This is a genomic window from Streptomyces sp. NRRL F-5126, assembly GCF_000721265.1.
GTDB lineage: Bacteria > Actinomycetota > Actinomycetes > Streptomycetales > Streptomycetaceae > Streptomyces.
Window position 1 is genome coordinate 660,655 of the sequence record NZ_JOFZ01000012.1, and the last position, 22,755, is coordinate 683,409.

Here is a 22,755-nt window from a genome sequence, read left to right on the forward strand (position 1 = left end):
GGGTGCGGACCGACACTCCTGCCCGCGGCCGGGCGTCAGCCGCCGATGGAGCCCAGGGGCGTGCCGGGGTCGGCCAGGGCGTCCTTGTCGACCGCCGCTCCCGAGCGGATCAGGCGCTGGATGTCGTCCGTCACGTCCCACACGTTCACGTTCATCCCGGCGAGCACCCTGCCCTCCCCCAGCCAGAACGCGATGAACTCGCGCTTGCCCGCGTCGCCGCGCACGACGACCTCGTCGTAGCTGCCGGGCGGCGCCCACCCCGAGTACTCGAGGCCGAGGTCGTACTGGTCGGAGAAGAAGTACGGGACGCGGTCGTACGCCACCTCCTGGCCGAGCATCGCGCGCGCCGCGGCGGGGCCGCCCTCCAGCGCGTTCTCCCAGTGCTCGACGCGGATGCGGCCCCCGGCCGCCGCGCCCCAGGGGGACGGCGCGGAGACGACGTCGCCCGCGGCGAACACGTCCGGGTCCGAGGTGCGCAGCCCCGCGTCGACGACGATGCCGCCGCCCTCGGCGGGCCCCGCCACGGCGAGGCCCGCGGACTCGGCGAGCGAGACGCGCGGCGCCGCGCCGATCGCGGCGAGCACGTCGTGCGCGGGGTGCTCCTCACCGTCGTCGGTGCGCGCCGCCAGGACGACGCCGTCCTGGCCGACGATCCCGGTGAGCCGCGCGCCGAAGTGGAAGCGGACGCCGTGCTCGCTGTGCAGGTCGGTGAAGAGCTGGCCGAGTTCGGGGCCGATGACGCGGTGCAGCGGGGTGGACTCCGCCTCCACGACGGTGACCTCGGCGCCGTACGTGCGCGCGGCGGCGGCGACCTCGAGGCCGATCCACCCCGCGCCGGCGATGACGATGTGGCCGTTGTCCCGGCCGAGCGACGTGAGGACCTGGCGCAGCCGATCCGCGTGCGCGAGCCTGCGCAGGTGGTGGACCCCGGCGAGGTCGGTGCCCGGGATGTCGAGGCGGCGCGGCTCGGCGCCCGTGGCGAGCAGCAGCTTGTCGTAGCGCATGGAGCTGCCGTCGCCGAGGTGCACGCAGTGGCCCGCGCGGTCGAGCGCGGTGACGGACTGGCCGAGGTGCAGTTCGATCTCGTGCTTCGCGTACCAGGCGGCGTCCTGGACGAAGACGCTCGCGCGCTCCTCGCCGCCGGCGAGGTAGCCCTTGGAGAGCGGGGGGCGTTCGTAGGGGTGGTCGCGCTCGTCGCCGATGAGGATCACGCGTCCGGTGAATCCCTCCGTGCGAAGGGTCCCCGCGGCTTTCGCCGCCGCGAGACCGCCGCCGACGATGACGAATGTGCGATGTGCGTCGACCACTTGATGCCTCCTCGTTGTGCTGCCGCCACCTGCGAGCGTCCCGCACGGAGCGTGGCGGCGGAAGAGGGGCGCTCCATGGGCGTGTCTTCTTGCCCGGGTCCGGCCGGTAATGCCGGAAGACGTACGAGTGCGCGCGAGTCGATCTTGCCCTACGCGGGGCGCGGGCGGTCCGCCGGGGCGGGCGCCGGGCGCTCGCCCGGGGCCGTCACCCTGGCGTGCAGGGCGCGCGCGGCCGCGTCCGTGAGGGACGCGATCTGGTCCACGACGACCCGCTTGCGCGCGGCGTCGTCGCCCGCCGCCCCGAACGCGGCGCGGAACTGCGGGTTCAGCCCGTACGGCGCGCCGGCCAGCAGCGCCTCGGCCAGCCGGCCGAGGACCACGCGCTGGTCGGCGCGGATCGCCTCCTGCTCGGGGCGCTGCATGACGTACCGGTCCGCGACGGCCTTCAGCACCGCGCATTCGAGGCGCGCGGGCCGCGGGACGACGAGCGTCGCACCGTACCGGGTCAGCGGGCCGGTCCCGTACGCGGCGCGGGTGGCGGCCTCGGCGGCGAGGCAGAACCTCCCGATGAGCTGGCTGGTGGCGTCCTTCAGCCTGGCCTGTGCGACGGCCGAGCCGTCGTGGGCGTGCGGCCACCACTCCTCGGCCGTCAGCCGGTCGAGGGCGGCGGCGAGTTCGGCCGGCTGCGTGCCCGGGTCGGTGTAACGGCGCACCGCCACCTCCCAGATGGCGGCGCGTTCCGTGGGCGAGGCCAGCGCGGCGGGGTCGATGTGCCCGGCGTGCAGGCCGTCCTCGAAGTCGTGCACGGAGTAAGCGACGTCGTCGGACCAGTCCATGACCTGCGCCTCGAAGCAGGTGCGCCCGGCCGGCGCGCCCTGGCGCACCCAGGAGAAGACCGGCAGGTCGTCCTCGTACACGCCGAACTTGGCGCGGCCCGCCCGGGCCCCGGCCGCCGCCTGCGCGGCGCCGCGCGTCCACGGGTACTTGGTCGCGGCGTCGAGGGCCGCACGGGTGAGGTTGAGCCCGACGCTGACGGCGGCCGTGCCGGGGGCCTGCGGTGCGCCCGAGGGGCCGCTGCCCGGCGTGGTGAAACGCTTCGGCTCGATGCGCGTGAGGAGCCGAAGGGACTGCGCGTTGCCCTCGAACCCGCCGCAGTCGGCGGCGAAGTCGTCCAGGACGCGCTCGCCGTTGTGGCCGAACGGCGGGTGGCCCATGTCGTGCGCGAGGCAGGCCGCCTCGACGAGGTCGGGGTCGCAGCCGAGCGCGGCGCCCAGCTCGCGGCCGACCTGCGCGCACTCGAGTGAGTGGGTGAGGCGGGTGCGTGGGCTGGCGTCCCACTCGTCGCCCGGCGCGCCCGGCGTGACGACCTGGGTCTTGCCCGCGAGGCGGCGCAGGGCCGACGAGTGCAGGACGCGGGCCCGATCGCGCTGGAACTCGGTGCGTCCGGGGCGCTTGTCGGGTTCGGGAACCCAGCGGGCGGTGTCGGCGGGGCCGTAGTGGGTGGGGTCGTGGTGGGCCTTGGGTTCTGGCGGGGTGGAGCCGCGGGTGCCTGCCATGTGTCCGACCGTAGCCGGAGCCGGTCGGGCGCCGCTCATCACGGCACAGGGCCCGCGGCACAGGGCCCGCGGCCGAACCGGCGGGCCCCCGACGGCGTCCCCTGTGACGAACGGAGATCGACGGAGGGGGCCGGTGGGATGCCGAATCGGACGGCGGGCGGGGGGCGGGCCGCGCGGCTCGCGCGGGCGCTCCGGGACCGGCTGCGCACCCGGCGCGGTCAGCGGCGGCTGACGCAGGCGGTGATGGGCGTCTGCACGCTCGCGCTCGTCCCCTCGGTGTGGCTCCACCAGAGCGCGGACGGGCGGATACGCACCGCGGCCGACGTGCCGGCCCGCGACGTGGCCGTGGTCTTCGGCGCCGGGCTGCGCGACGGCACGCCGACGCCGTACCTGGCGCACCGGCTCGACACGGCGGCGCTGCTGTACCGGACGGGGAAGGTGCGCGTGCTCCTCGTCACGGGCGACAAGAGCAGGAAGGACTACGACGAGCCGGACGCGATGCGCCGGTACCTCACCCGGCACGGAGTGCCAGGCAGCCGGATCGTGGACGACTACGCGGGGTTCGACACGTGGGACTCCTGCGTGCGTGCGAAAAAGATCTTCGGCGTGCGGCAGGCGATCCTGGTCACGCAGGGCTTCCACGTCTCGCGGGCGCTGGCGCTCTGTGCGGCGGCCGGCCTCGACGCCTACGGCGTCCCGGTGGCGGAACCGCACGACGTCACCTGGTACTACAGCAGCACACGTGAGGTCCTGGCGGCGGACAAGGCGTCACTGGACGCGCTGCTGCGGCCCGCGCCCACCTTCCTCGGCCCCCGGGAGCACGGAGTCGAACGGGCGCTGGCGTCCGCCGGGACCGAGGACGGGAGCGCGGCCGAGTCGCGCCCTCACCCTCCGGAGGTCTCCCCGGCCACCCAGGCGAGGTAGCCGGCGCTGCCGCGCAGCACGGGCGTCGCGATGATCTCCGGGGTGTCGTAGTCGTGCGCGGCGAGCAGGTGGCTCTCCAGCGCGTCGTAACGAGCGGCGGTCGTCTTGAACAGCACCTGCCACTCCTCGTCGGTCCTGACCTCGTCCTCCCAGCGGTACACGGAGACGACGGGCGCGGAGATCTGCGCGCAGGCGGCGAGCCGCGCCGACACGGCCCCGGCCGCGAGCGCCTCCGCCTTCACTCGGCTGTCGGTCGTGGTGAGCACGGTGAGATACGCGGGCTCGGTGCCGGCCATGGTGGGCTCCCCTCCTCGTCGGCGTCCCTGACGGTTCGGCGCCCATGCTGTCAGGCCGTCGGGCCGGCCCGGGTGCGTCACCCGTTCGGCGCGACGGGGCGCTCCGAACGGGCCGCGACGGGGCGTGCGGCGTTGAACTGCGGCGATGCCGCGCGGGTTCACACGCCGGCCGGTACGCCTTTGCCGTGCCTGACCGGACGTCAGCAGGCGCGCCACCGGGCCCGCGCCTTACCTCTGTAAGGGAGACGACACCTTCACGGAGGACGGCAGCATGCTCACCACCGCCCGCACCGCCCGCCTGATGACCGGCGCCGCGCTGGCGGTCGCGTCGCTCGGACTGGCCGCCGCGGGCACCTCGCCCGCGCTCGCCGAGCCCGCGGCGCACGTCACCGGCGCGCCGTACGACGACGGCACGTCGTCCGGGGCCGGAGCCCTCGCGGACGACGGTGCCGCGACGGGTGGCACGGAGCAGCAGGACCCGGCGGATCCGCAGGCCACGGCGGGCCCCGCGGACCCGGGGGACCCGACGGACCTGCCGGCCCCCGCGGCGCCCCAGCCGGACGTCCAGGGGCAGCAGCCCGCGGCGTCCGCGGACCCGGGCGGGGCGCCGGCGGACGACGGCGGTGCCACGGCGACGCCGAAGACCGACCACGCGGGCGTGGGTCCCGGCCCGGTGGACGGCGATCACGCGGGCGTGCCACCGCGCCCGCACCCGCCGGCGCCCGGGCACACTCCGGAGGGTCACCCGAAGCCACCGCGGTACCCGGCCGAGCCGGTCGAGCCCGCGATACCGCACGGCCATGTGAGCACCGGGGTCGGCGGCAGCGTGCACGCCGACGTCCCGAAGGTCGCGGCGGGTTCGGCCGTTCTGGCCGGATCGGCCGTGGGCGGGGTATGGCTCCTGCGTCGCCGGGCGAGCGGCACGCAGAGCTGACGGGCGGCGGCTCCCACCCGCCGAAGGCCCGCACCCGCCCCTCGTCCCCGCCCGCGTCATGCTCATCGCTGACCCGGGCGGGGATATCTCCCCCGTGACCACGCCCGGCAGCGGCAGGACCCGCACAAGCCGGCGGAAGGCCCCGCAGAAAGGTCCCGGCAGATGAACGCCAACGGCACCAGGGGCATGGCATGGGGGCTGGCCGCGGCCGCCTGCGCCGGCATCTGGCTCGTGGAGACCGGCCTGCGGCCCGTGACGCCGCCCGTGCCGACGGCGGCGCAGGCGTTCCCGCACTCCGCGGGGCCGAAGAGCACGCGGACCCCGGCGGGCCCGGCCGCGGGCGCCAAGGCCGGCCCGGCGCCCCTCGCCCCATCCGCGCCGGTCAGGCTGCGGATCCCGCGCATCGGCGTGGACGCTCCGATGACGGGCCTCGGCCTGACGCGCGACGGCAGGCTCGCCACGCCGCCGCAGTCGGACGGCAACCTCGCCGGCTGGTACGAGCACGGCACCACGCCCGGCGCCAAGGGCACGGCGATCGTGGCGGGCCACGTCGACACGGCGCGCGGCCCCGCGGTCTTCTACAACCTCGGCACGCTCAGGAAGGACGACCGGATCGCGATCACCCGGCGGGACGGGCGGACGGCCCTGTTCTCGGTGGACGCGGTGGAGGTCTACAAGAACAGCGCCTTCCCCGACCAGAAGGTCTACGCGGCGGCGAACCGCCCGGAGCTGCACGTGATCACCTGTGGCGGCGGCTTCTCGCACCGCACCGGCTACGAGGGCAACGTCGTCGCGTACGCGCACCTGACGGGCTCGCGCCGCTGACGGATGCGCGCCGCAGGCCCCGGTCCCGCCGCGTCACGCCGCCGGTTCTACGGCGGACGGGTCCATCCACACCACCTCCCAGTGATGCCCTTCCGGGTCGAGGAAGGCGCGCCCGTACATGAAGCCCTGGTCCATCGTCTCGCCCACGGCCGATCCGCCGCCGCCCAGTGCCGACTCGACCAGCTGGTCGACCTCCGCGCGACTGGCGGCGCTCAGCGCGATGATGGCCTCGCGCGTCGTCGCCGTGTCGGCGATCTCATTGCGCGTGAAGTCGCGGAAGCGGCCCTCGTCCATCAGCATCGCGTAAATCGTGTCGCTGATGACGAGGCAGGCGGTGTGCTCGTCGCTGAACTGCGGGTTGAAGGAGAAGCCCACCTTCTCCCAGAACGACCGCGTCGTGGCGAGGTCCTTCACGGGCAGGTTCACGAAGATCATCCTGGCGTTGTCCATCGGTGGTGCTCCTCCGGTCGCTCGCGGTGCGCGGCTTCGCTTCGTGCGCCGCGTCCTTTGATGGTTGGACCCGCGTCCGGACCGAAAGTCACCGCTCCGCGCGAACTTTTTCCGCCGCGTCCGCCACCCGGGCGATCAGCCGCAGCAGCGTCCCGCGCTCCTCCTCGTCGAGTGGGGCGAGGAAGACCTGGTTCATGGCGGCCGTCCGCGCCACGAGCCTGGCGTGCACCCTGGCCCCCTCGCCGGTCGCCCGCAGCACGTTGCGGCGCCCGTCCAGCGGGTCGCGTACGCGTTCCAGCAGGCCGCGCCTGGCGAGGCGGGCGACGACGTCCGCGACCGTCGAGCGGTCGAGGCGCACCGCCTCACCGAGGGTGCGCTGGTCGATGTCCGGGCTCTCGGCAAGGGCGTTGAGCACCGCGAACTGCGGGGAGGTGATCTCCTCCGAGACCAGCGTGGACCACAGCAGGGTGTGCGCCTGCTGGAGCCTGCGGGCCAGGTGCCCCGGGTGTGTGGCCAGATCCACCGCTGCCATGTCCGTCACGCTCCATTGGTGTCGTGTCACGCATTTGCTCCGTGTACTGAGCTATTGACGACCGCCTGACCGCCTGGAAGTGTACGCATCCGAGAATGAATCGTCAGTACACGGAGCATTTTCCCCGGCTCCGGCGACCCGAGGAGGGAGGGGCTCGGATGGCGGGAGTACGCACTCTCCACGACGCCGTGGCCGACCTCGTCCACGACGGGGACACCGTCGCGCTCGAAGGGTTCACGCACCTGATCCCGTTCGCCGCCGCGCACGAGATCATCCGCCAGGGCATCACCGACCTGACGCTCGCCCGCATGACGCCCGACGTCATCTACGACCAGCTCATCGGGGCGGGCCTGGTACGCAAGCTGATCTTCTCCTGGGGCGGCAATCCCGGCGTCGGCTCCCTGCACCGCTTCCGCGACGCGGTCGAGAACGGCTGGCCGAGGCCCCTCGAACTCGACGAGCACAGTCACGCGGGCATGGCCAACCGCTATGTGGCCGGCGCTTCCGGGCTGCCGTTCGCCACGCTGCGCGGCTACCGCGGCTCCGACCTCGCGACGCGCACCGACACCGTCTCGACCGTCACCTGCCCGTTCACCGGCGAGGAGCTCGCGGCCGTCCGCGCCCTCACCCCCGACGTGGCCATCGTCCACGCGCAGCGCGCCGACCGCGCGGGCAACGTGCAGATGTGGGGGCTGACCGGCGTCCAGAAGGAGGCCGTCCTCGCCTCGAAGCGTGCGCTCGTGACAGTGGAGGAAGTCGTGGACGCGCTGGAGCCGCGGCCCGGCGCCGTGGTGCTGCCGCACTGGGTCGTGGACGCGGTGTGCGTCGTCCCCGGCGGCGCCCATCCCTCGTACGCGACGGGCTACTCGGAGCGTGACAACGCCTTCTACCGGGCGTGGGACCCGATCGCCAGGGACCGGGACGCGTTCACGGCGTGGCTTGACACCGAGGTCAGGACGACGGACACGACGACAGGCAGCACGGGTGCGGCGGGGGTGTCACGATGAGCGGGCCGGTACGGGACGAACGGGCGGCGGCCGCAGCCGACTCGGCGGCACACGGTGTCACGAGCGACGAGCTGATGGAGGTCAACGCGGCCCGCGCACTGGCCGGTTCGCGCACCTGCTTCGTCGGCATCGGGCTGCCGTCGACGGCGGCGAACCTCGCGCGCGCCACGCACGAGCCCGATCTGGTGCTCATCTACGAGTCGGGCACGATCGGCTCTCGGCCGACGCGGCTGCCGCTGTCCATCGGCGACGGGGAGCTCGCGGACACGGCCGACGCCGTCGTCACTGTGCCCGAGATGTTCAACTACTGGCTCCAGGGCGGCCGGATCGACGTCGGCTTCCTCGGCGCGGCGCAGGTCGACCGGTTCGCCAACGTCAACACGACGGTCGTCTCCCGAGGCGCGGGCAGGCCCGAGGCGCGGCTGCCCGGCGCGGGCGGCGCCCCGGAGATCGCCGCGAACTGCCGGAAGGTGCTGCTGGTACTGCGCCACTCCCGCCGGGGCTTCGTGCCCACGCTCGACTTCGTCACCACGATGGGGCACGGCTCGGGCCCCGGCGACCGGGCGAAGTACGGCATGCGCGGCGAGGGGCCCGCCGCCGTCATCACCGACCTCGGCATCCTGCGTCCCGACCCGGCCACCGCCGAGCTGGTGCTGACCGAGACGCATCCCGGCGTCACCGTCGGACAGGTGCGGGACGCGACCGGCTGGGACCTGAGGGTCGCGCCGTCCGTCACCGCGACGGCGCCGCCCACCGAACACGAACTGGCCGCGCTGCGTGCGCTGAAGGCGGCCGGGAAGAAGGCGTCATGACGACCCAGCGGGAGATCACCGCGGAGATCGGGGCGGCGCGCGGCGCGTACGAGAAGCGTCTCGCGGACGGCGGGAGCGCGGAGCACCACCCGTCGCGCGCGTACGCCCCCTACCGCAGCTCGGTGCTGCGCCATCCGCACCGGCCGCTCGTCGCGGTGGACGGTGACCCGGAGGCGGTCGAGCTGTCGGGCCCGGTCTTCGGCGCGACGGACGTCACCGCGCTCGACTCCGACCTGACGAGGCAGCACACAGGCGAGCCGCTCGGCGAGCGCATCACCGTCAGCGGGCGGCTCCTCGACGGGCGCGGCAGGCCGGTGCGGCGCCAGCTGATCGAGGTGTGGCAGGCGAACGCGTCCGGGCGCTACGCCCATCAGCGCGACGACCACCCGGCGCCGCTCGACCCGAACTTCACGGGCGTGGGGCGGGTGCTGACCGGCGACGACGGCGGTTACGCCTTCACGACGGTCAAGCCGGGCGCGTACCCGTGGCGCAACCACGACAACGCGTGGCGCCCGGCGCACATCCACTTCTCGGTGTTCGGCGAGGCGTTCACGCAGCGCCTCGTCACGCAGATGTACTTCCCCGGCGACCCGCTCTTCCCCTACGACCCGATCCTGCAGTCGGTGACGGACGAGCAGGCGCGGCAGCGGCTCGTGGCGGTGTACGACCACGGGCTGTCGGCACCCGAGTTCTCGCTGGGCTACCGCTGGGACATCGTGCTGGACGGACCGTCCGCCACCTGGATCGAGGAGGGCCGCTGATGCCGGACACGCCCGCTTTCCCGCCGACCCCGTCGCAGACGGTCGGCCCCTTCTACGGCTACGCGCTGCCCTTCCCCGGCGGCGGCGACGTCGCGCCCGCCGGCCATCCCGACGCCGTCACCCTGCACGGCGTGGTGTACGACGGCGCCGGCGCCCCGGTGCCGGACGCGCTGCTGGAGTTCTGGCAGGGCGGTCCTGGCACGGGGGAGCCGGGCTCGATGCGCCGCTCGCCGGTGAACGGCGGTTTCCTGGGACGCGACGGGGTCCGCTTCACCGGGTTCGGCCGGGTGGCGACGGACGCGGACGGGCACTACGCGCTGCGCACGCTGCCGCCGCGCACCCCGGCGCCGCTGCCGTACCTGAGCGTGTGCGTGTTCGCGCGCGGGCTCATGCACCACCTGTACACGCGGGCGTACCTGGCGGACGGCGACGACGCGCTGCTCGGCTCGCTGGAACCGGCGCGGCGCGCGACGCTGGTCGCGGTGCGGGAGGAGAATCCGGCGCGGCACAGGGCGTACCGCTTCGACATCCGCCTCCAGGGAGAAGGGGAAACGGTCTTCCTTGAGTTCCACTGAGCGTGATGCGGGCGGACAGCAAGGCCGCGAACCGGCCGGGCTGCTGTCCCCCGCGACGGCGGGCACGCGGGCCGAGGCCGCGACGGACGACCGCGCGCTGCTGCGCGCCCTGGTGGCCGCCGAGGCGGCGCTCGCCAGGGCGCAGGGCGCGCCGGGCGAGGCGGCCGACGCGATCGCCTCGGCCGTGGACGCCCTGGACGTAAGGGAGTTGGCGCTGGCCGCGCGGGCGGGCGGCAATCCGGTGATCCCGCTGGCGTCGGCGCTGCGCGCGGCGGTGGGCGACCGGTGGGCGCGGTACGTGCACCGGGGCGCGACGAGCCAGGACATCGTCGACACGGCACTCATGCTGGTGGCGACGCACACGCGGCGCCTGGTGCTCGCGGATCTGGAGCGTGCGTCGGCGGCCCTGGCGCGTCTCGCGGCGGCGCACCGGGACACGGTGATGCCCGGCCGCACCCTGACGCAGCACGCGGTGCCGACCACGTTCGGGCTGAAGGCGGCGGGCTGGCGCTCGCTCGTCCTCGACGCGCGCGACCGCCTCGACGCGGTCGTGCTGCCCGCGCAGCTCGGCGGCGCGGCGGGCACGCTCGCGGCGCTCGGCGACTCGCCGCTCGCGACGGCTGCGGCCTACGCGCGCGAACTCGGCCTCGCGGATCCTGGCCTGCCCTGGCACACGCTGCGCACGCCCGTGGCTGACCTCGCGGCCGCCCTTGCCTTCACGTGCGGTGCGCTGGGCAAGACGGCCGTGGACGTCCTGACGCTGTGCCGCACGGAGGTCGGCGAGGTGGCGGAGGGCAGCGGCGGCGGCTCGTCCGCGATGCCTCACAAGGCGAACCCGGTCCACGCGACGCTGATCGCCGCGGCGGCAAGGCAGGCGCCGGCGCACCTGTCCGTCCTGTTCGGCGCGGTGCCGGCGGAGGACGAACGCCCTGCGGGCGCCTGGCACGCGGAGTGGGCGCCGCTGCGCGAACTGCTCCGCCTCGCGGGCGGCGCGGCCGCGCACGCGGCGGAACTGGCCGAGGGGCTGCGGGTGTTCCCGGGCCGGATGGCGGAGAACCTGGCGCGCACGGGCGGATTGATCGTCAGCGAGCGGTTCTCCGTCGAGCTCGGCAGGGCGGAGGCGAGGAGGCTGCTCGACCGGGCCGCGGCGGCGGACGTCACGTTCGCGGAGGCCGCGGACGCCGCGGGCCACGGCCGGCTGCTCGACCCGGCTGCGTGGACGGGCGCGGCGGGCGCGCTGGTGGACCGCGCCCTGCACCGCGACTGAACGCGGCCGGCACCCGCGCTGCAGGCCTGGCTGCGCCGGGCCGCGTGGGTGGCGCCTGCCACGGACCCGGCTGCCGCCAGGCCCCCGGACCCGCAAGGCCACGGGACCGCCAGGCCCCCGGACCCGCCGGGCCGCCGGGCCGCCAGGCCCCCGGACCCGCCAGGCCGCCGGGCCGCCGGACGCGCCGGGCCACAGGACCGCCAAGCCGCCAAGCCCCCGCACCCGCCGGGCCACAGGACCGCCAAGCCGCCAGGCCGCCAGGCCCCCGGACCCGGAAGGCCACGGGACCGCCAGGCCCCCGGACCCGCCGGGCCGCCGGGCCGCCGGACCCGCCAGGCCCCCGGACCGCCAAGCCGCCAGGCCCCCGCACCCGCCGGGCCCCCGGACCGCCAAGCCGCCAGGCCCCCGCACCCGCCGGGCCCCCGAACCGCCAAGCCGCCAGGCCCCCGCACCCGCCGGGCCCCCGAACCGCCAAGCCGCCAGGCCTCCAGGCCCCCGGACCCGCCGGGCCACGGGACCGCCAAGCCGCCAGGCCGCCGGACCGCCGGACCCGCCAGGCCGCCGGGATCCGCGGACCGCTCGGACCCGAAGGACCGCTCTGCCCAGGGCCGCTCAGCCGGCCGGGCCACGGACGATTCCAGTACCGAAGCGCCCACCGGGGCGCCTCGGGGCCGTCGGGCCGCCCGGCTGCCAGGCGTCGCCGGGAACACATGAGGCGGGCGCCCCGCACGGCGCCCGCCTCATGTGGACCGGGGCCGGTCCGTCCGCGTCGGTGAGGGATGTCGCGGACGGCCGGCCCCGGTGGCTCTCGCGTGCGGCGCGAAGTGGCCGGAGCCCGGGCGGTCGGGGGCCCGGGCTCCGCCCGGTCAGCCGGCCCGCTGCGCGTCCATCACCGCCGCGCGGCCCGCCTCCAGGCGGGCCACCGGGATGCGGAACGGGGAGCAGGACACGTAGTCGAGACCCACCTCGTGGAAGAAGTGCACGGACTCGGGGTCGCCGCCGTGCTCACCGCAGATGCCGAGCTTCAGGCCCGGCCGGGTGGCGCGGCCGGCCTCCGCCGCGTTGCGCACCAGCGCGCCGACCCCGTCGCGGTCGATGGTCTCGAACGGCGAGACGCCGAAGATGCCCTTCTCCAGGTAGGCGGTGAAGAAGCTGGCCTCCACGTCGTCGCGGCTGAAGCCCCACACGGTCTGCGTGAGGTCGTTGGTGCCGAACGAGAAGAACTCGGCGGCCTCGGCGATCTGGCCGGCCGTCAGCGCGGCGCGCGGCAGCTCGATCATCGTGCCGAGCGCCAGCTTCAGTTCGACGCCCGTGGCCTGCTCGACCTCCGCGATGACGCGCTCGGCCTCGTCCCGTACGATCTCCAGCTCCTGCACGGTGCCGACCAGCGGGATCATCACCTCGGCGCGCGGGTCGCCCTTGGCGGCCTTCCGCTGCGCCGCGGCCTCGGCGATCGCCCGTACCTGCATGCCGAACAGGCCGGGTACGACCAGGCCGAGCCGCACGCCGCGCAGGCCCAGCATGGGGTTCTGCTCGTGCAGCTTGTGCACGGCCTGCAGCAGGCGCAGGTCGTTCTCGTGCGGGTCCTTGCGCGCCTCGGCGAGCGCGACCCGCACGGACAGCTCCGTGATGTCGGGCAGGAACTCGTGCAGCGGCGGGTCGAGCAGCCTGACGGTGACGGGCAGCCCGTCCATCGCCTCGAACAGCTCGACGAAGTCGGCCTTCTGCAGCGGCAGGAGGCTGCCGAGCGCCTGCTCGCGCTCCTCGTCGGTGTCCGCGAGGATCAGCCGCTCGACCATCTCGCGGCGCTCGCCGAGGAACATGTGCTCCGTGCGGCACAGGCCGACGCCCTGGGCGCCGAAGCGCCGTGCGCGCAGGGCGTCCTCGGTGTTGTCGGCGTTGGCCCTGACGCGGAGCCTGCGCCTGCGGTCCGCGTACGCCATCATGCGGTGCACGGACTCGACGAGTTCGCCGGCCTCCTCGGCCCCCGCGTGCATCCGGCCCTCGAAGTACTCGACGACGGGCGACGGCACGACGGGCACCTCGCCGAGGTAGACCTTGCCGGTCGAGCCGTCGATGGAGATGACGTCGCCCTCCTCGACGACCTTCGAACCGACGCTGAGGCAGCGCCTCTTGGTGTCGACCTCCAGCTCCTCCGCGCCGCACACGCATGTCTTGCCCATACCGCGCGCGACGACGGCCGCGTGGGAGGTCTTGCCGCCGCGCGAGGTGAGGATGCCCTCGGCGGCGATCATGCCCTCCAGGTCGTCCGGGTTGGTCTCGCGCCGTACGAGGATGACCTTCTCACCGGAGCGCGACCACTTGATCGCGGTGTACGAGTCGAAGACGGCCTTGCCGACGGCGGCACCGGGTGACGCGGCGATGCCGCGGCCGAGCAGCTCGCGCTTGGCGTCGTCGTCGAAGCGCGGGAACATCAGCTGGGCCAGCTGCGCGCCGTTGACCCGGCGCAGCGCCTCGGCCTCGTCGATGAGGCCCTGGTCGACGAGTTGCGTCGCGATGCGGAAGGCCGCGCCGGCGGTGCGCTTGCCGACACGCGTCTGCAGCATCCACAGCTTGCCGCGCTGGATGGTGAACTCGATGTCGCACAGGTCGAGGTAGTGGTTCTCCAGCGTCTCCATGATCTGCATCAGCTGGTCGTACGACGCCTTGTCGATGGTCTCCAGCTGCGCGAGCGGCACGGTGTTGCGGATGCCGGCGACGACGTCCTCGCCCTGCGCGTTCTGCAGGTAGTCCCCGTAGACGCCCTGGTGGCCGCTGGCGGGGTCGCGCGTGAAGGCGACGCCCGTGCCGGAGTCGGGGCCGAGGTTGCCGAAGACCATCGCCACGATGTTGACCGCGGTGCCGAGGTCTCCGGGGATGCGTTCCTGGCGCCGGTAGAGCTTGGCGCGGTCGGTGTTCCAGGACTCGAAGACGGAGCGTACGGCGAGGTCCATCTGCTCGCGCGGGTCCTGCGGGAAGTCGCGGTCCGCCTCGCGGGAGACGATCTTCTTGAAGACCTTGACCAGCTTCCGCAGGTCCGCCGCGTCGAGGTCGACGTCCGTCGCGGCGCCCCGCGCGCGTTTCGCCTCGTCGAGCGCGTCCTCGAACAGGTCGCCCTCGACGCCGAGCACGGTCGTGCCGAACATCTGGATCAGGCGGCGGTAGGAGTCCCAGGCGAAGCGCTCGTCGCCGGCCTGCGCGGCGAGGCCGGCGACCGAGTCGTCGGAGAGGCCGACGTTGAGAACCGTGTCCATCATGCCGGGCATGGAGAACTTGGCGCCCGAGCGCACGGAGACGAGCAGCGGGTCGTCGCTCTGGCCGAGCTTCTTGCCCATGGTCTCCTCAAGCGCCGCGAGGTGCGCACTCACCTCGCGGCGCAGCGTGCCGGGTTCGCTGCCGGAGTCCAGGTAGACCTTGCAGGCCTCGGTGGTGATGGTGAAGCCGGGCGGCACGGGCAGCTTGAGGTTGGTCATCTCGGCGAGGTTGGCGCCCTTGCCGCCGAGCAGCCCCTTCATGCCCTTGTTGCCCTCGGTGAAGTCGTAGACGTACTTCTCCGGCTTCTGCGGCTTCACCGCCCTCCCCGACTTCCCCTGCTTCTCCGCCTGCTTCTCCTGCTGCGCAGGCCGATCCTTGATTTCCGACACGGGTCTCGACTCCTCGGGACGCGGTGGCTGCCCTGACGGCGAGGAACATACCCAGATCGAAGGCTTCCGGGGACGTCCACCTTTCTGTCATACGGCCATAACCACCCGTCCGCCACCGGATCGGAGGTGATCACCGCCGGACCGGCTTCTTCCCGGCTCTTCAGGACGCGAAGGGGCGATGACCTCGCCATGACCCAAAGCGCTCACATGAGCAGTGACAACGACGTCTGAGTTCAGGTGTCGAACGCGGAATCCGTGGCACTGGGTGCCACCCGTTTGGGACTCGCAGACAGCCTTTCGGCGCTCGTTTGAGCAAACTGTGTATCATGCGTGGCGAATATCACGTGCCTGATGGCCGGAAACGGGCGGTGCGGCTGGGCCAGGTGCCGAGCGCGGCTCCCACTCCGAGCAGCGCCATCAGCAGCGCGACGACGAGGGCCGTCGTGCGGTGGCGTGCGAGGTCGAGGACGCTCTGGTCGAGGGCCGCGGCGGGCTGCGCGCCCGCCGGGTCCGAGGCGTCGTAGACGACGGTCGTCGCGATCGACAGGTCCGCGCCGGCCTTGCCGTGCGGCACGTACAGAAAGGACGCGACGGGCTTCTCGCGCACCAGCCGGGACCGGCCGCGCGCGTCCGTGAAGTCGAGCCGGACGGCCTCCGTGGAGCACGAGTACGAGCGGCGGCCGCCCCCGCAGTGCGTCATGACGCGTGCCTCGCCGGCGGCGTGCACGCCGTGCGCCCGCAGGTCGGCCAGGTGGGCGCGCCCGCCGGCCACGGACACCGCCGTCCCCGCGAGCGACAGGATGCCGAGCAGCCCGATCACGCCCGCGAGAACGGGCTTCCACCACAGCCGTATCCGCCCCATGGCGTCTCCCCCCTCGACGCCACCAACCTGGCGGCGGTGCGGCTCGCGGCGTCAGCGGGCGGGGCCGTGCAGCGCCCTGTCCGGGGCGCCGAAGCGCTCGGAGGCCGAGTCCGCCTGGTGCCAGTGCGGGTAGATCAGGTCGGGCGCGCTGACCTTGTCGAGCCGGTCGACGTCCTCCCGCGAGAGCGCCACCTCGGCGGCGCCGAGGTTGTCGGCCAGCTGCTCGTCCTTGCGCGCGCCGATGACCAGCGACGTGACGCCCGGCTTGGCGAGCAGGTACGCGAGCGAGATCCGGGCGGGCGATGCGCCGTGCGCGGACGCGATGTCGACGACCGTCTCGATGGTGTCGTACAGCTTCTCCTCGTCGCGTACGGGCGGCTCGCTCCACTCGGTGAGGTGCCTGCCCTCGCTCGCCTGCTGCCCGCGCCGGTACTTGCCGGACAGCAGGCCGCCGGCGAGCGGACTCCAGACCATGATGCCGAGCCCCTGGTCGAGGGAGAGGGGGACGAGTTCGTACTCGGCGTCCCTCGACTCCAGCGAGTAGTAGATCTGGTTGCTGACGAAGCGCTGGTAGCCGTGGGCGTCGGCGACGGCCAGCGCCTTCATCAGCTGCCAGCCCGCGTAGTTGGAGACGCCGAGGTAGCGGACCTTCCCCGAGCGCACGAGCGTGTCGAGCGCCTCCAGGGTCTCCTCGAGCGGCGTCTGCCCGTCCCACTCGTGGACGTGGTAGATGTCGAGGTGGTCGGTGCCGAGGCGGCGCAGGCTGCGCTCGACCTGGTCCACGATGTGCAGCCGGGACAGGCCCTGGTCGTTGGGGCCCTCCCCCATCCTCATGCGGACCTTGGACGACAGCAGCAGCCGGTCGCGGCGGCCGGCGATCGCCTGCCCGACGATCTCCTCGGAGGCGCCGTCCGAGTACATGTTGGCCGTGTCGACGAGGTTCACGCCCGCGTCGAGGCACATGTCTATCTGGCGCTTGGCGCCCTCGACGCCGGTGGCGCCCAGTACGCCGAAGCCGCCCTTGCCGCCGAAGGTCATGGTGCCCATGGAGAGCGCGGAGACGCGCAGACCGGACCTCCCGAGCTGCCTGTACTGCATCGTGGTCCCTCTCGATCGGTAGACGTCCGGGGGGCCGGAGGCATCCGGTCCCCCCGGACGTCTACCACCCTGGACGGGCGCGAACCGCCGCCGGGCGCACGCCCCAGGCCTCGGAGTGCGGGCCCGGCCCCGGGCTCAGCCTCCGGAGGTGTCGAGCTCCGCGCCCGCGTCCACGGCCGTGTAGTCGTACGGGTCGCGCAGCCAGCCGTCGGGCAGGACCACGCGGTTGTTGCCCGACGAGCGGCCGCGCGGGCCGTCCGCGCCGGCCGGCCAGGGCTGGTCCAGGTCGAGTCCTTCGAGCAGTTCGTCGAGTTGCGCGAGAGACGACGTCACCGCCAGCTTCCTGCGCAGCTCGGAGCCGACGGAGAAGCCCTTCAGGTACCAGGCGACATGCTTGCGGAAGTCGACCACGCCCCGCGACTCGTCCCCGAGCCACTCCCCCAGCAGCGTGGCGTGGCGGCGCATGACGGCCGCGACCTCGCGCAGCGCGGGCCGCGCCGCCGCGCCCGTGCCCTCGAACCCGGCCACCAGGTCCGCGAACAGCCAGGGGCGCCCAAGGCAGCCGCGGCCGACGACCACGCCGTCGCACCCGGTCTCGCGCACCATGCGCAGCGCGTCCTCGGCCGACCAGATGTCGCCGTTGCCGAGTACGGGAATCTCCGGCACGTGCTCCTTGAGGCGGGCGATGGCGTCCCAGTCGGCCGTGCCGCCGTAGTGCTGGGCCGCGGTCCTGCCGTGCAGGGCGATCGCCGTGATGCCCTCGTCGACGGCGATGCGGCCTGCGTCCAGGCACGTGAGGTGGTCGTCGTCGATGCCCTTGCGCATCTTCATCGTGACGGGCAGCGCTCCCGCGCTCGCCACGGCCTCGTGCAGGATCGCGCGCAGCAGGGGACGCTTGTACGGGAGCGCGGAACCGCCGCCCTTGCGGGTCACCTTGGGCACCGGGCAGCCGAAGTTGAGGTCGATGTGGTCGGCGAGGTCCTCGTCGACGATCATGCGGACCGCCTTGCCGACGGTCACCGGGTCGACGCCGTAGAGCTGGATCGAGCGCGGCGTCTCGTCCGGAGTGAAGCGGATCAGCCGCATGGTCTTGTCGTTGCGCTCGACCAGCGCGCGTGTGGTGATCATCTCACTCACGAAGAGCCCTTTGCCGCCCGTGAACTCCCGGCACAGGGTGCGGAAGGGGGCGTTGGTGATGCCCGCCATCGGCGCGAGGACCACGGGCGGGCTCACGGCGTGCGGGCCGATGGCCAGGGATGCGGCCGCTCCTGGCGCTGATGCGGGCGCGGGTGCGGTGGGCGTCTGGCTGGTCATGCGCCCCATTGTCGCGTATCGCGCGGCGTATCCGTCCACGAGCCGGTGTCAGGACCCCGGAAGCGGGTGGGTGATACAACGAGGTTGTTAGTTTTGCGTACTATCGATGTATGCCCGAGCTCAGCCACAGACGGCGGATGCTGGTGCTCGCGATCTGCTGCCTGAGTCTGCTGATCGTGAGCCTCGACAACACCGTCCTCAATGTCGCCCTCCCCTCCATGCAGCGAGAACTCCACGCGGGCGTCTCAGGACTCCAGTGGACGATCGACGCCTACACCCTGGTGCTCGCCTCGCTGCTGATGCTCTCGGGCTCCACCGCGGACCGGATCGGACGGCGCCGGGTCTTCGCGACGGGCCTCGTGATCTTCACGCTCGGGTCGCTGCTCTGCTCCCTCGCGCCGAACCTCGAAGCCCTGGTCGTCTTCCGGATGGTGCAGGCCGTCGGCGGGTCGATGCTCAACCCCGTGGCGATGTCGATCATCACCAACACGTTCACCGACCCGAGGGAGCGCGCCCGCGCCATCGGCGTGTGGGGCGGGGTCGTCGGCATCTCGATGGCGGCGGGCCCGCTCGTCGGCGGGTTGCTGGTGGACTCGGTCGGCTGGCGCTCGATCTTCTGGATCAACCTGCCGATCGGTCTGGCGGCGCTGCTGCTCACCCTGCGGTTCGTGCCGGAGTCGCGGGCGGCGAAGGCCCGCAGGCCGGACCCCGTCGGGCAGTTGCTGGTCATCGGCGTGCTCGGGTCCGTGACGTACACGATCATCGAGGTGCCGTCGGCCGGCTGGTCCTCGCCGCTCATCGTCACCCTCGTCTGCGTCGCCGTGCTGTGCCTCGCCGCCCTGCTGCGCTACGAGCCTCGGCGCCACGAGCCCCTGATCGACCTGCGGTTCTTCCGCAGCGCACCGTTCAGCGGCGCGACGGCGATCGCGGTGTGCGCGTTCGCGGCGCTCGGCGGCTTCCTCTTCGTCAACACGCTCTACCTTCAGGAGGCGCGCGGGCTCAGCGCCCTGCACGCCGGCCTCTACCTGCTGCCGATGGCCGCGGTGACGGCGGTCTGCGCACCGCTGTCGGGCCGCCTCGTCGGCTCGCGCGGCCCGCGTCCCTCGCTGGTGATCGCGGGAGTCGGGATGACCCTTGGCGGCCTGCTGTTCACCGTCTTCGACGCGCAGGAGCACACCCCGCTGCTCTTCCTGTCGTACGTGACGTTCGGCATCGGGTTCGGCTGGGTGAACGCGCCGATCACCAATACCGCCGTCTCCGGCATGCCGCGCTCGCAGGCGGGCGTCGCGGCGGCCGTCGCCTCCACCAGCCGCCAGATCGGCTCGACGCTGGGCGTCGCCGTGCTCGGCGCGGTGCTGGGCGGCGGAGTCGCCGCGTCGGGCGGGCGCGGCCACGCGACGGCCGCGTACCTGCGGGCCTTCACGGACGCCGCGCGGCCCGCCTGGTGGATCCTGACGGCCTGCGGCCTCGCGGTGCTGGTGCTGGGCGTCGCGACGAGCGGCGACCGTGCCAGGCGCAGCGCGGCGCGCGCGGCGGCCCGCCTGGAAGGCGACGCGGAGCGCACGCAGGCCCGCGCGGGATCCGCCGCGTCCTGAGGGGCCGCCCGCCCTTGTGGCGGGGCGCGCTTACGGGCGTCAGGCGTACGCGCGATCAGGCGCAGGCGCGGTCAAGCGTACGCGCGTCAGACCTCGGCGAGGGCACGTGTGCGCTCGTACGACGGCTTGCGCGCGCCCGCCCCACTGCCGCGGCGCGCGGCGAGGCCGCCGGCGTGCGCGTGCAGCCGCGTCAGCCGCTCGCGCGTGTCCGCGTCGGACGGCACGTAGCTGATCAGCACGTGGCCCGTCTGCGGGCCGAGCCACAGCGGGGTGTACTCGAGCCGCAGCCGGCCCACGACGGCGTTGTCGAACCGCTTCGTGAGGCCGGTGTTCGCGACCACCTCGTGGCGGTCCCACACCTTCCTGAAGTCGGCGGATCCCGCGCGCAGCCGGGCCAGCAGCGCCTTCCACGCCGGGTCGCCCAGGTGTTCGGCCATCGCGGCGCGGAACTTGGCGGCCATGGCGCGCTGCACTCGCTCGGGGTCCGCGAGTGCGGAGCGCCAGCGCTCGTCGGTGAAGGCGAGCCACAGGCAGTTGCGGTCCTCGGGACGCAGCTCGTCGAGGTCGCGCATCAGCACGCCGTAGGTGCTGTTGTACGCGAGGATGTCGTACCTGCTGTTCTGCACGCAGGCGGGGTACGGCTCCAGTTGCGCGAGCATGCCGCGCAGCGCGGGCGTCACCCGCGGGCACGGCCTCGTCGGATCGGGGTCGACGGCGCCGCCCAGCGCGAAGAGGTGCGCGCGCTCCACCGGGTCGAGCAGCAGGGCCCGCGCCAGCGCGTCGAGCACCTGCGCCGAGACCTGGATGTCCCGCGCCTGCTCCAGCCACGTGTACCAGGTCACGCCCACCGCCGACAGGTGCGCGACCTCCTCGCGCCTGAGGCCAGGCGTGCGCCGCCTGGCGCCGCGCGTGAGGCCCACCTGCTCGGGGGAGATGCGCTCGCGGCGGCTGCGCAGGAACTCGGCGAGCTCCTTGCGCCGGATGTCCGGGGTCTGGTCGCCGTGCACCGCCGTCGTCGTCATGGCCCCAGTGTCCCGCCCGCTCCTCTTCTCCTCAAGCTGTTACCGGGTACTTCTTCTACCAGGATGAGGAGACTCTGGTACCAGGCTGCAGGGCGGGGGATCGTCGGTGTCATGACCAAGGCATCCCCATCCGCCGCCCCCGGGGCGGCAGGCGCCACCGCGGCCGGGCAGCCGGCGGCCCCGCAGCAGGAGGCGGAGCCGCGGCAGGCGGCGGACCCGCAGGCCCGTGACGCCGTAGTGGTGCACCACCACGGCGCGGTGCTCGGCCCGATCGGGCTGTTCACAGTGCTGCTCGGCGCGGCCCTGCCGCTCATCGACTTCTTCATCGTCAACGTCGCCCTGCCCACCATCGAACGCGACCTCGACGCGAGCGCCGCCCTGCTCGAACTCGTCGTCGCCGGGTACGGCCTCAGCTACGCGGTCCTGCTCGTGCTCGGCGGCCGCCTCGGCGACATCTTCGGCCGCCGCAGGCTGTTCATCGCCGGCATGGCCGCATTCGGCGTCACCTCGCTGGCCTGCGGCCTGGCGCCCGACGCGTGGTCGCTGGTCGCCGCGCGGGTGGCGCAGGGCGCCGCGTCCGCGCTGATGCTGCCGCAGGTGCTCGCCACCATCCACTCCTCGACCACCGGGCACCGGCGCGCCCGCGCGCAGTCGATGTACGGCGCGACGGCGGGCCTCGCGATGGTCGCCGGCCAGATACTCGGCGGCGTGCTGGTCTCGGCCGACGTCGCGGGCTCGGGCTGGCGGGCGATCTTCCTGGTGAACGTGCCGGTCGCGGTCGCCGGACTCGTCCTCGCCGTGCGCACGGTGCCGGAGACGCGCTCCCAGGCGCCCGCGCCGATCGACGTGCCGGGCACCGTGCTGCTGGCCGCCGCGCTCTCGTCGCTGCTCGCGCCGCTCACGGAGGGCCGTGCGGCGGGCTGGCCGCTGTGGACGTGGGTGTCGCTCGCCGCCTTCCCGTTCCTCGCGTACGCCCTGTACCGGGTGGAGCGGCGCGCCGACCGCGAGGGCCGCACGCCGCTGGTGCCGCCCAGCCTGTTCGAGCTGGTGTCGCTGCGCCGCGGGCTGCTGCTGATCCTGCCGTTCTCGATCGGCTTCGGCGGCTTCATGTTCGTGCTGGCCGTCGCACTCCAGCAGGGCCTCGGCATGGGCGCGGTGGCGGCGGGCGTGGCGCTCGTGCCGCTCGCGGTGACGTTCTTCGCCGCGTCGCTCGCAGGACCGCGGCTGATCCGCAGGTACGGCAGCAGGATCGTGGCGTCCGGCGCCGTGGTGCAGGCCGTGGGCCTCGCGCTCATGGCGTACGCGGTGTGGCACGACTGGCCGTCCGTGGGCATGCTCGCGCTGCTGCCCGGCACGGCGCTCGCCGGATTCGGCCAGGGGCTCCAACTGCCCGTGGTGTACCGGATCGTGCTGTCCGACGTGCCCGGGGAGCGTGCGGGCGTGGGCAGCGGCGTGATGATGACGACGCAGCAGTCGGCGCTCGCGCTGGGCGTGGCGACGCTCGGGTCACTGTTCCTGACACTCGCCGGCACGGGGACGGCGGACATGGGCCACGCGCTGGCCGTGACGCTGCTGACGCAACTGGGCCTCGTGGTCCTGACGGTGGCCCTGGCGCTGCGACTGCCCCGCAGGATCGCCTGAACGGCCAGGCGCCGCCGCCACCTCCTGCGGCGGCCCCGGGACCTCGGGCGGCCCGCGCCCGACCCCGTTCCGGCCCACACGATCCGCGTCACCGCCCGGGCCTGGGCAAAAGGCCGTACGAGCCCGGAGCCGGAGCACCACCGGGCCCACCCCGGTTACGCGACCGGGCCTGGAGCAGGGCCTGGCGGCCCGGGCAGGTCCCCCGGGCCGCCAGGCAGGGGCCCCGGCCCCATTCCAGCCCCACGACCCACGCCGACACCGGCACGGCCCCGCCGCGTCACCACCCGGCCCTATGCGGCCCGTGCAGGTCCCCCGGGCCGCCAGGCAGGGGCC

The 22,755-nt window shown here is 73.9% G+C and carries 20 protein-coding genes; 10 read left to right on the forward strand and 10 right to left on the reverse strand.

What is annotated here, in order from left to right; translation table 11 throughout:
- Positions 1–35: 35 nt before the first annotated feature.
- Both IH48_RS0127790 and IH48_RS0127795 read right to left on the reverse strand, forming a co-directional pair.
- On the reverse strand, positions 36–1,307 hold the full coding sequence (locus tag IH48_RS0127790) for an NAD(P)/FAD-dependent oxidoreductase (protein WP_030910404.1): 1,272 nt from the start codon (positions 1,305–1,307) through the stop codon (positions 36–38).
- A gap of 149 nt (positions 1,308–1,456) precedes the next feature.
- On the reverse strand, positions 1,457–2,863 hold the full coding sequence (locus tag IH48_RS0127795) for a deoxyguanosinetriphosphate triphosphohydrolase (protein WP_051840690.1): 1,407 nt from the start codon (positions 2,861–2,863) through the stop codon (positions 1,457–1,459).
- A 138-nt stretch (positions 2,864–3,001) separates the two neighbouring features.
- Between IH48_RS0127795 and IH48_RS0127800 the strand changes: the two genes are divergently transcribed.
- On the forward strand, positions 3,002–3,787 hold the full coding sequence (locus tag IH48_RS0127800; protein WP_078850088.1) for a SanA/YdcF family protein: 786 nt from the start codon (positions 3,002–3,004) through the stop codon (positions 3,785–3,787).
- Here the strand turns inward: IH48_RS0127800 and cutA are convergent.
- Positions 3,748–4,083 carry a divalent-cation tolerance protein CutA gene (cutA, locus tag IH48_RS0127805; RefSeq protein WP_030910430.1) on the reverse strand — a complete coding sequence of 112 codons (336 nt, stop codon included), beginning with the start codon at positions 4,081–4,083 and terminating at the stop codon, positions 3,748–3,750. The genes IH48_RS0127800 and cutA overlap by 40 nt on opposite strands.
- Before the next feature lie 271 nt (positions 4,084–4,354).
- Between cutA and IH48_RS0127810 the strand changes: the two genes are divergently transcribed.
- Positions 4,355–5,017, forward strand: coding sequence for a hypothetical protein (locus IH48_RS0127810; protein ID WP_030910432.1), 663 nt, complete (start codon positions 4,355–4,357; stop codon positions 5,015–5,017).
- A 162-nt stretch (positions 5,018–5,179) separates the two neighbouring features.
- Positions 5,180–5,842: a class F sortase gene (locus tag IH48_RS0127815; protein ID WP_030910435.1), complete on the forward strand. Its 663-nt coding sequence runs from the start codon at positions 5,180–5,182 to the stop codon at positions 5,840–5,842.
- Positions 5,843–5,875: 33 nt separating this feature from the next.
- Here IH48_RS0127815 and IH48_RS0127820 read toward each other — a convergent pair whose 3' ends face one another.
- Positions 5,876–6,292, reverse strand: a complete 417-nt coding sequence (locus tag IH48_RS0127820) for a VOC family protein (RefSeq protein ID WP_030910439.1) — start codon at positions 6,290–6,292, stop codon at positions 5,876–5,878.
- 88 nt (positions 6,293–6,380) lie between these two features.
- Positions 6,381–6,824 carry a MarR family winged helix-turn-helix transcriptional regulator gene (locus IH48_RS0127825; protein WP_030910442.1) on the reverse strand — a complete coding sequence of 148 codons (444 nt, stop codon included), beginning with the start codon at positions 6,822–6,824 and terminating at the stop codon, positions 6,381–6,383.
- 158 nt (positions 6,825–6,982) lie between these two features.
- Between IH48_RS0127825 and IH48_RS0127830 the strand changes: the two genes are divergently transcribed.
- The 5 genes from IH48_RS0127830 to pcaB all read left to right on the forward strand — a co-directional run bounded on the left by IH48_RS0127830 (position 6,983) and on the right by pcaB (position 11,246).
- The gene (locus IH48_RS0127830; protein WP_030910445.1) at positions 6,983–7,831 is read left to right on the forward strand and encodes a CoA transferase subunit A; all 849 of its coding nucleotides are present in this window, start codon (positions 6,983–6,985) and stop codon (positions 7,829–7,831) included.
- Positions 7,832–7,905: 74 nt separating this feature from the next.
- Positions 7,906–8,643, forward strand: coding sequence for a CoA-transferase subunit beta (locus tag IH48_RS0127835; RefSeq protein WP_051840763.1), 738 nt, complete (start codon positions 7,906–7,908; stop codon positions 8,641–8,643).
- Positions 8,640–9,404: a protocatechuate 3,4-dioxygenase subunit beta gene (pcaH, locus tag IH48_RS0127840; RefSeq protein ID WP_030910452.1), complete on the forward strand. Its 765-nt coding sequence runs from the start codon at positions 8,640–8,642 to the stop codon at positions 9,402–9,404. The genes IH48_RS0127835 and pcaH overlap by 4 nt, the downstream gene beginning before the upstream one ends.
- Positions 9,404–9,979, forward strand: coding sequence for a protocatechuate 3,4-dioxygenase subunit alpha (pcaG, locus tag IH48_RS0127845; RefSeq protein WP_030910456.1), 576 nt, complete (start codon positions 9,404–9,406; stop codon positions 9,977–9,979). Before pcaH ends, pcaG begins: the two co-directional genes overlap by 1 nt.
- The gene (gene pcaB / locus IH48_RS0127850) at positions 9,966–11,246 is read left to right on the forward strand and encodes a 3-carboxy-cis,cis-muconate cycloisomerase (RefSeq protein ID WP_051840692.1); all 1,281 of its coding nucleotides are present in this window, start codon (positions 9,966–9,968) and stop codon (positions 11,244–11,246) included. The genes pcaG and pcaB overlap by 14 nt, the downstream gene beginning before the upstream one ends.
- 866 nt (positions 11,247–12,112) lie before the next feature.
- Here pcaB and ppdK read toward each other — a convergent pair.
- The 4 genes from ppdK to dusB form a co-directional block, all read right to left on the reverse strand.
- Positions 12,113–14,761 (reverse strand): pyruvate, phosphate dikinase, encoded by a 2,649-nt coding sequence (gene ppdK, locus IH48_RS0127855; protein WP_051840765.1) that lies wholly within the window; start codon positions 14,759–14,761, stop codon positions 12,113–12,115.
- Positions 14,762–15,230: 469 nt separating this feature from the next.
- Positions 15,231–15,752: a hypothetical protein gene (locus IH48_RS0127860; protein WP_030910467.1), complete on the reverse strand. Its 522-nt coding sequence runs from the start codon at positions 15,750–15,752 to the stop codon at positions 15,231–15,233.
- A 51-nt stretch (positions 15,753–15,803) separates the two neighbouring features.
- Positions 15,804–16,850 (reverse strand): aldo/keto reductase, encoded by a 1,047-nt coding sequence (locus tag IH48_RS0127865; protein ID WP_030910469.1) that lies wholly within the window; start codon positions 16,848–16,850, stop codon positions 15,804–15,806.
- 135 nt (positions 16,851–16,985) lie between these two features.
- Positions 16,986–18,164, reverse strand: coding sequence for a tRNA dihydrouridine synthase DusB (gene dusB / locus IH48_RS0127870; protein ID WP_030910472.1), 1,179 nt, complete (start codon positions 18,162–18,164; stop codon positions 16,986–16,988).
- 110 nt (positions 18,165–18,274) lie between these two features.
- Between dusB and IH48_RS0127875 the strand changes: the two genes are divergently transcribed.
- On the forward strand, positions 18,275–19,759 hold the full coding sequence (locus tag IH48_RS0127875) for an MFS transporter (RefSeq protein ID WP_030910476.1): 1,485 nt from the start codon (positions 18,275–18,277) through the stop codon (positions 19,757–19,759).
- Between the two features lie 86 nt (positions 19,760–19,845).
- Here IH48_RS0127875 and IH48_RS0127880 read toward each other — a convergent pair whose 3' ends face one another.
- On the reverse strand, positions 19,846–20,781 hold the full coding sequence (locus IH48_RS0127880; RefSeq protein WP_051840694.1) for a helix-turn-helix domain-containing protein: 936 nt from the start codon (positions 20,779–20,781) through the stop codon (positions 19,846–19,848).
- A 111-nt stretch (positions 20,782–20,892) separates the two neighbouring features.
- Between IH48_RS0127880 and IH48_RS0127885 the strand changes: the two genes are divergently transcribed.
- Positions 20,893–22,422 (forward strand): MFS transporter, encoded by a 1,530-nt coding sequence (locus tag IH48_RS0127885; RefSeq protein ID WP_078850090.1) that lies wholly within the window; start codon positions 20,893–20,895, stop codon positions 22,420–22,422.
- Positions 22,423–22,755 lie beyond the last annotated feature (333 nt).

What these genes read in the sequence shown, in the direction of transcription:
- IH48_RS0127825 (WP_030910442.1), bottom strand. Translation starts at nt 6,824, where the DNA reads ATGGCAGCGGTGGATCTGGCCACACACCCGGGGCACCTGGCCCGCAGG.
- IH48_RS0127815 (WP_030910435.1), top strand. Translation starts at nt 5,180, where the DNA reads ATGAACGCCAACGGCACCAGGGGCATGGCATGGGGGCTGGCCGCGGCC.
- cutA (WP_030910430.1), bottom strand. Translation starts at nt 4,083, where the DNA reads ATGGCCGGCACCGAGCCCGCGTATCTCACCGTGCTCACCACGACCGAC.
- IH48_RS0127820 (WP_030910439.1), bottom strand. Translation starts at nt 6,292, where the DNA reads ATGGACAACGCCAGGATGATCTTCGTGAACCTGCCCGTGAAGGACCTC.
- ppdK (WP_051840765.1), bottom strand. Translation starts at nt 14,761, where the DNA reads ATGAAGGGGCTGCTCGGCGGCAAGGGCGCCAACCTCGCCGAGATGACC.
- dusB (WP_030910472.1), bottom strand. Translation starts at nt 18,164, where the DNA reads ATGACCAGCCAGACGCCCACCGCACCCGCGCCCGCATCAGCGCCAGGA.
- IH48_RS0127860 (WP_030910467.1), bottom strand. Translation starts at nt 15,752, where the DNA reads ATGGGGCGGATACGGCTGTGGTGGAAGCCCGTTCTCGCGGGCGTGATC.
- IH48_RS0127885 (WP_078850090.1), top strand. Translation starts at nt 20,893, where the DNA reads ATGACCAAGGCATCCCCATCCGCCGCCCCCGGGGCGGCAGGCGCCACC.
- pcaH (WP_030910452.1), top strand. Translation starts at nt 8,640, where the DNA reads ATGACGACCCAGCGGGAGATCACCGCGGAGATCGGGGCGGCGCGCGGC.
- IH48_RS0127830 (WP_030910445.1), top strand. Translation starts at nt 6,983, where the DNA reads ATGGCGGGAGTACGCACTCTCCACGACGCCGTGGCCGACCTCGTCCAC.
- IH48_RS0127875 (WP_030910476.1), top strand. Translation starts at nt 18,275, where the DNA reads ATGCCCGAGCTCAGCCACAGACGGCGGATGCTGGTGCTCGCGATCTGC.
- pcaG (WP_030910456.1), top strand. Translation starts at nt 9,404, where the DNA reads ATGCCGGACACGCCCGCTTTCCCGCCGACCCCGTCGCAGACGGTCGGC.
- IH48_RS0127800 (WP_078850088.1), top strand. Translation starts at nt 3,002, where the DNA reads ATGCCGAATCGGACGGCGGGCGGGGGGCGGGCCGCGCGGCTCGCGCGG.
- IH48_RS0127880 (WP_051840694.1), bottom strand. Translation starts at nt 20,781, where the DNA reads ATGACGACGACGGCGGTGCACGGCGACCAGACCCCGGACATCCGGCGC.
- IH48_RS0127810 (WP_030910432.1), top strand. Translation starts at nt 4,355, where the DNA reads ATGCTCACCACCGCCCGCACCGCCCGCCTGATGACCGGCGCCGCGCTG.
- IH48_RS0127795 (WP_051840690.1), bottom strand. Translation starts at nt 2,863, where the DNA reads ATGGCAGGCACCCGCGGCTCCACCCCGCCAGAACCCAAGGCCCACCAC.
- IH48_RS0127835 (WP_051840763.1), top strand. Translation starts at nt 7,906, where the DNA reads ATGGAGGTCAACGCGGCCCGCGCACTGGCCGGTTCGCGCACCTGCTTC.
- IH48_RS0127865 (WP_030910469.1), bottom strand. Translation starts at nt 16,850, where the DNA reads ATGCAGTACAGGCAGCTCGGGAGGTCCGGTCTGCGCGTCTCCGCGCTC.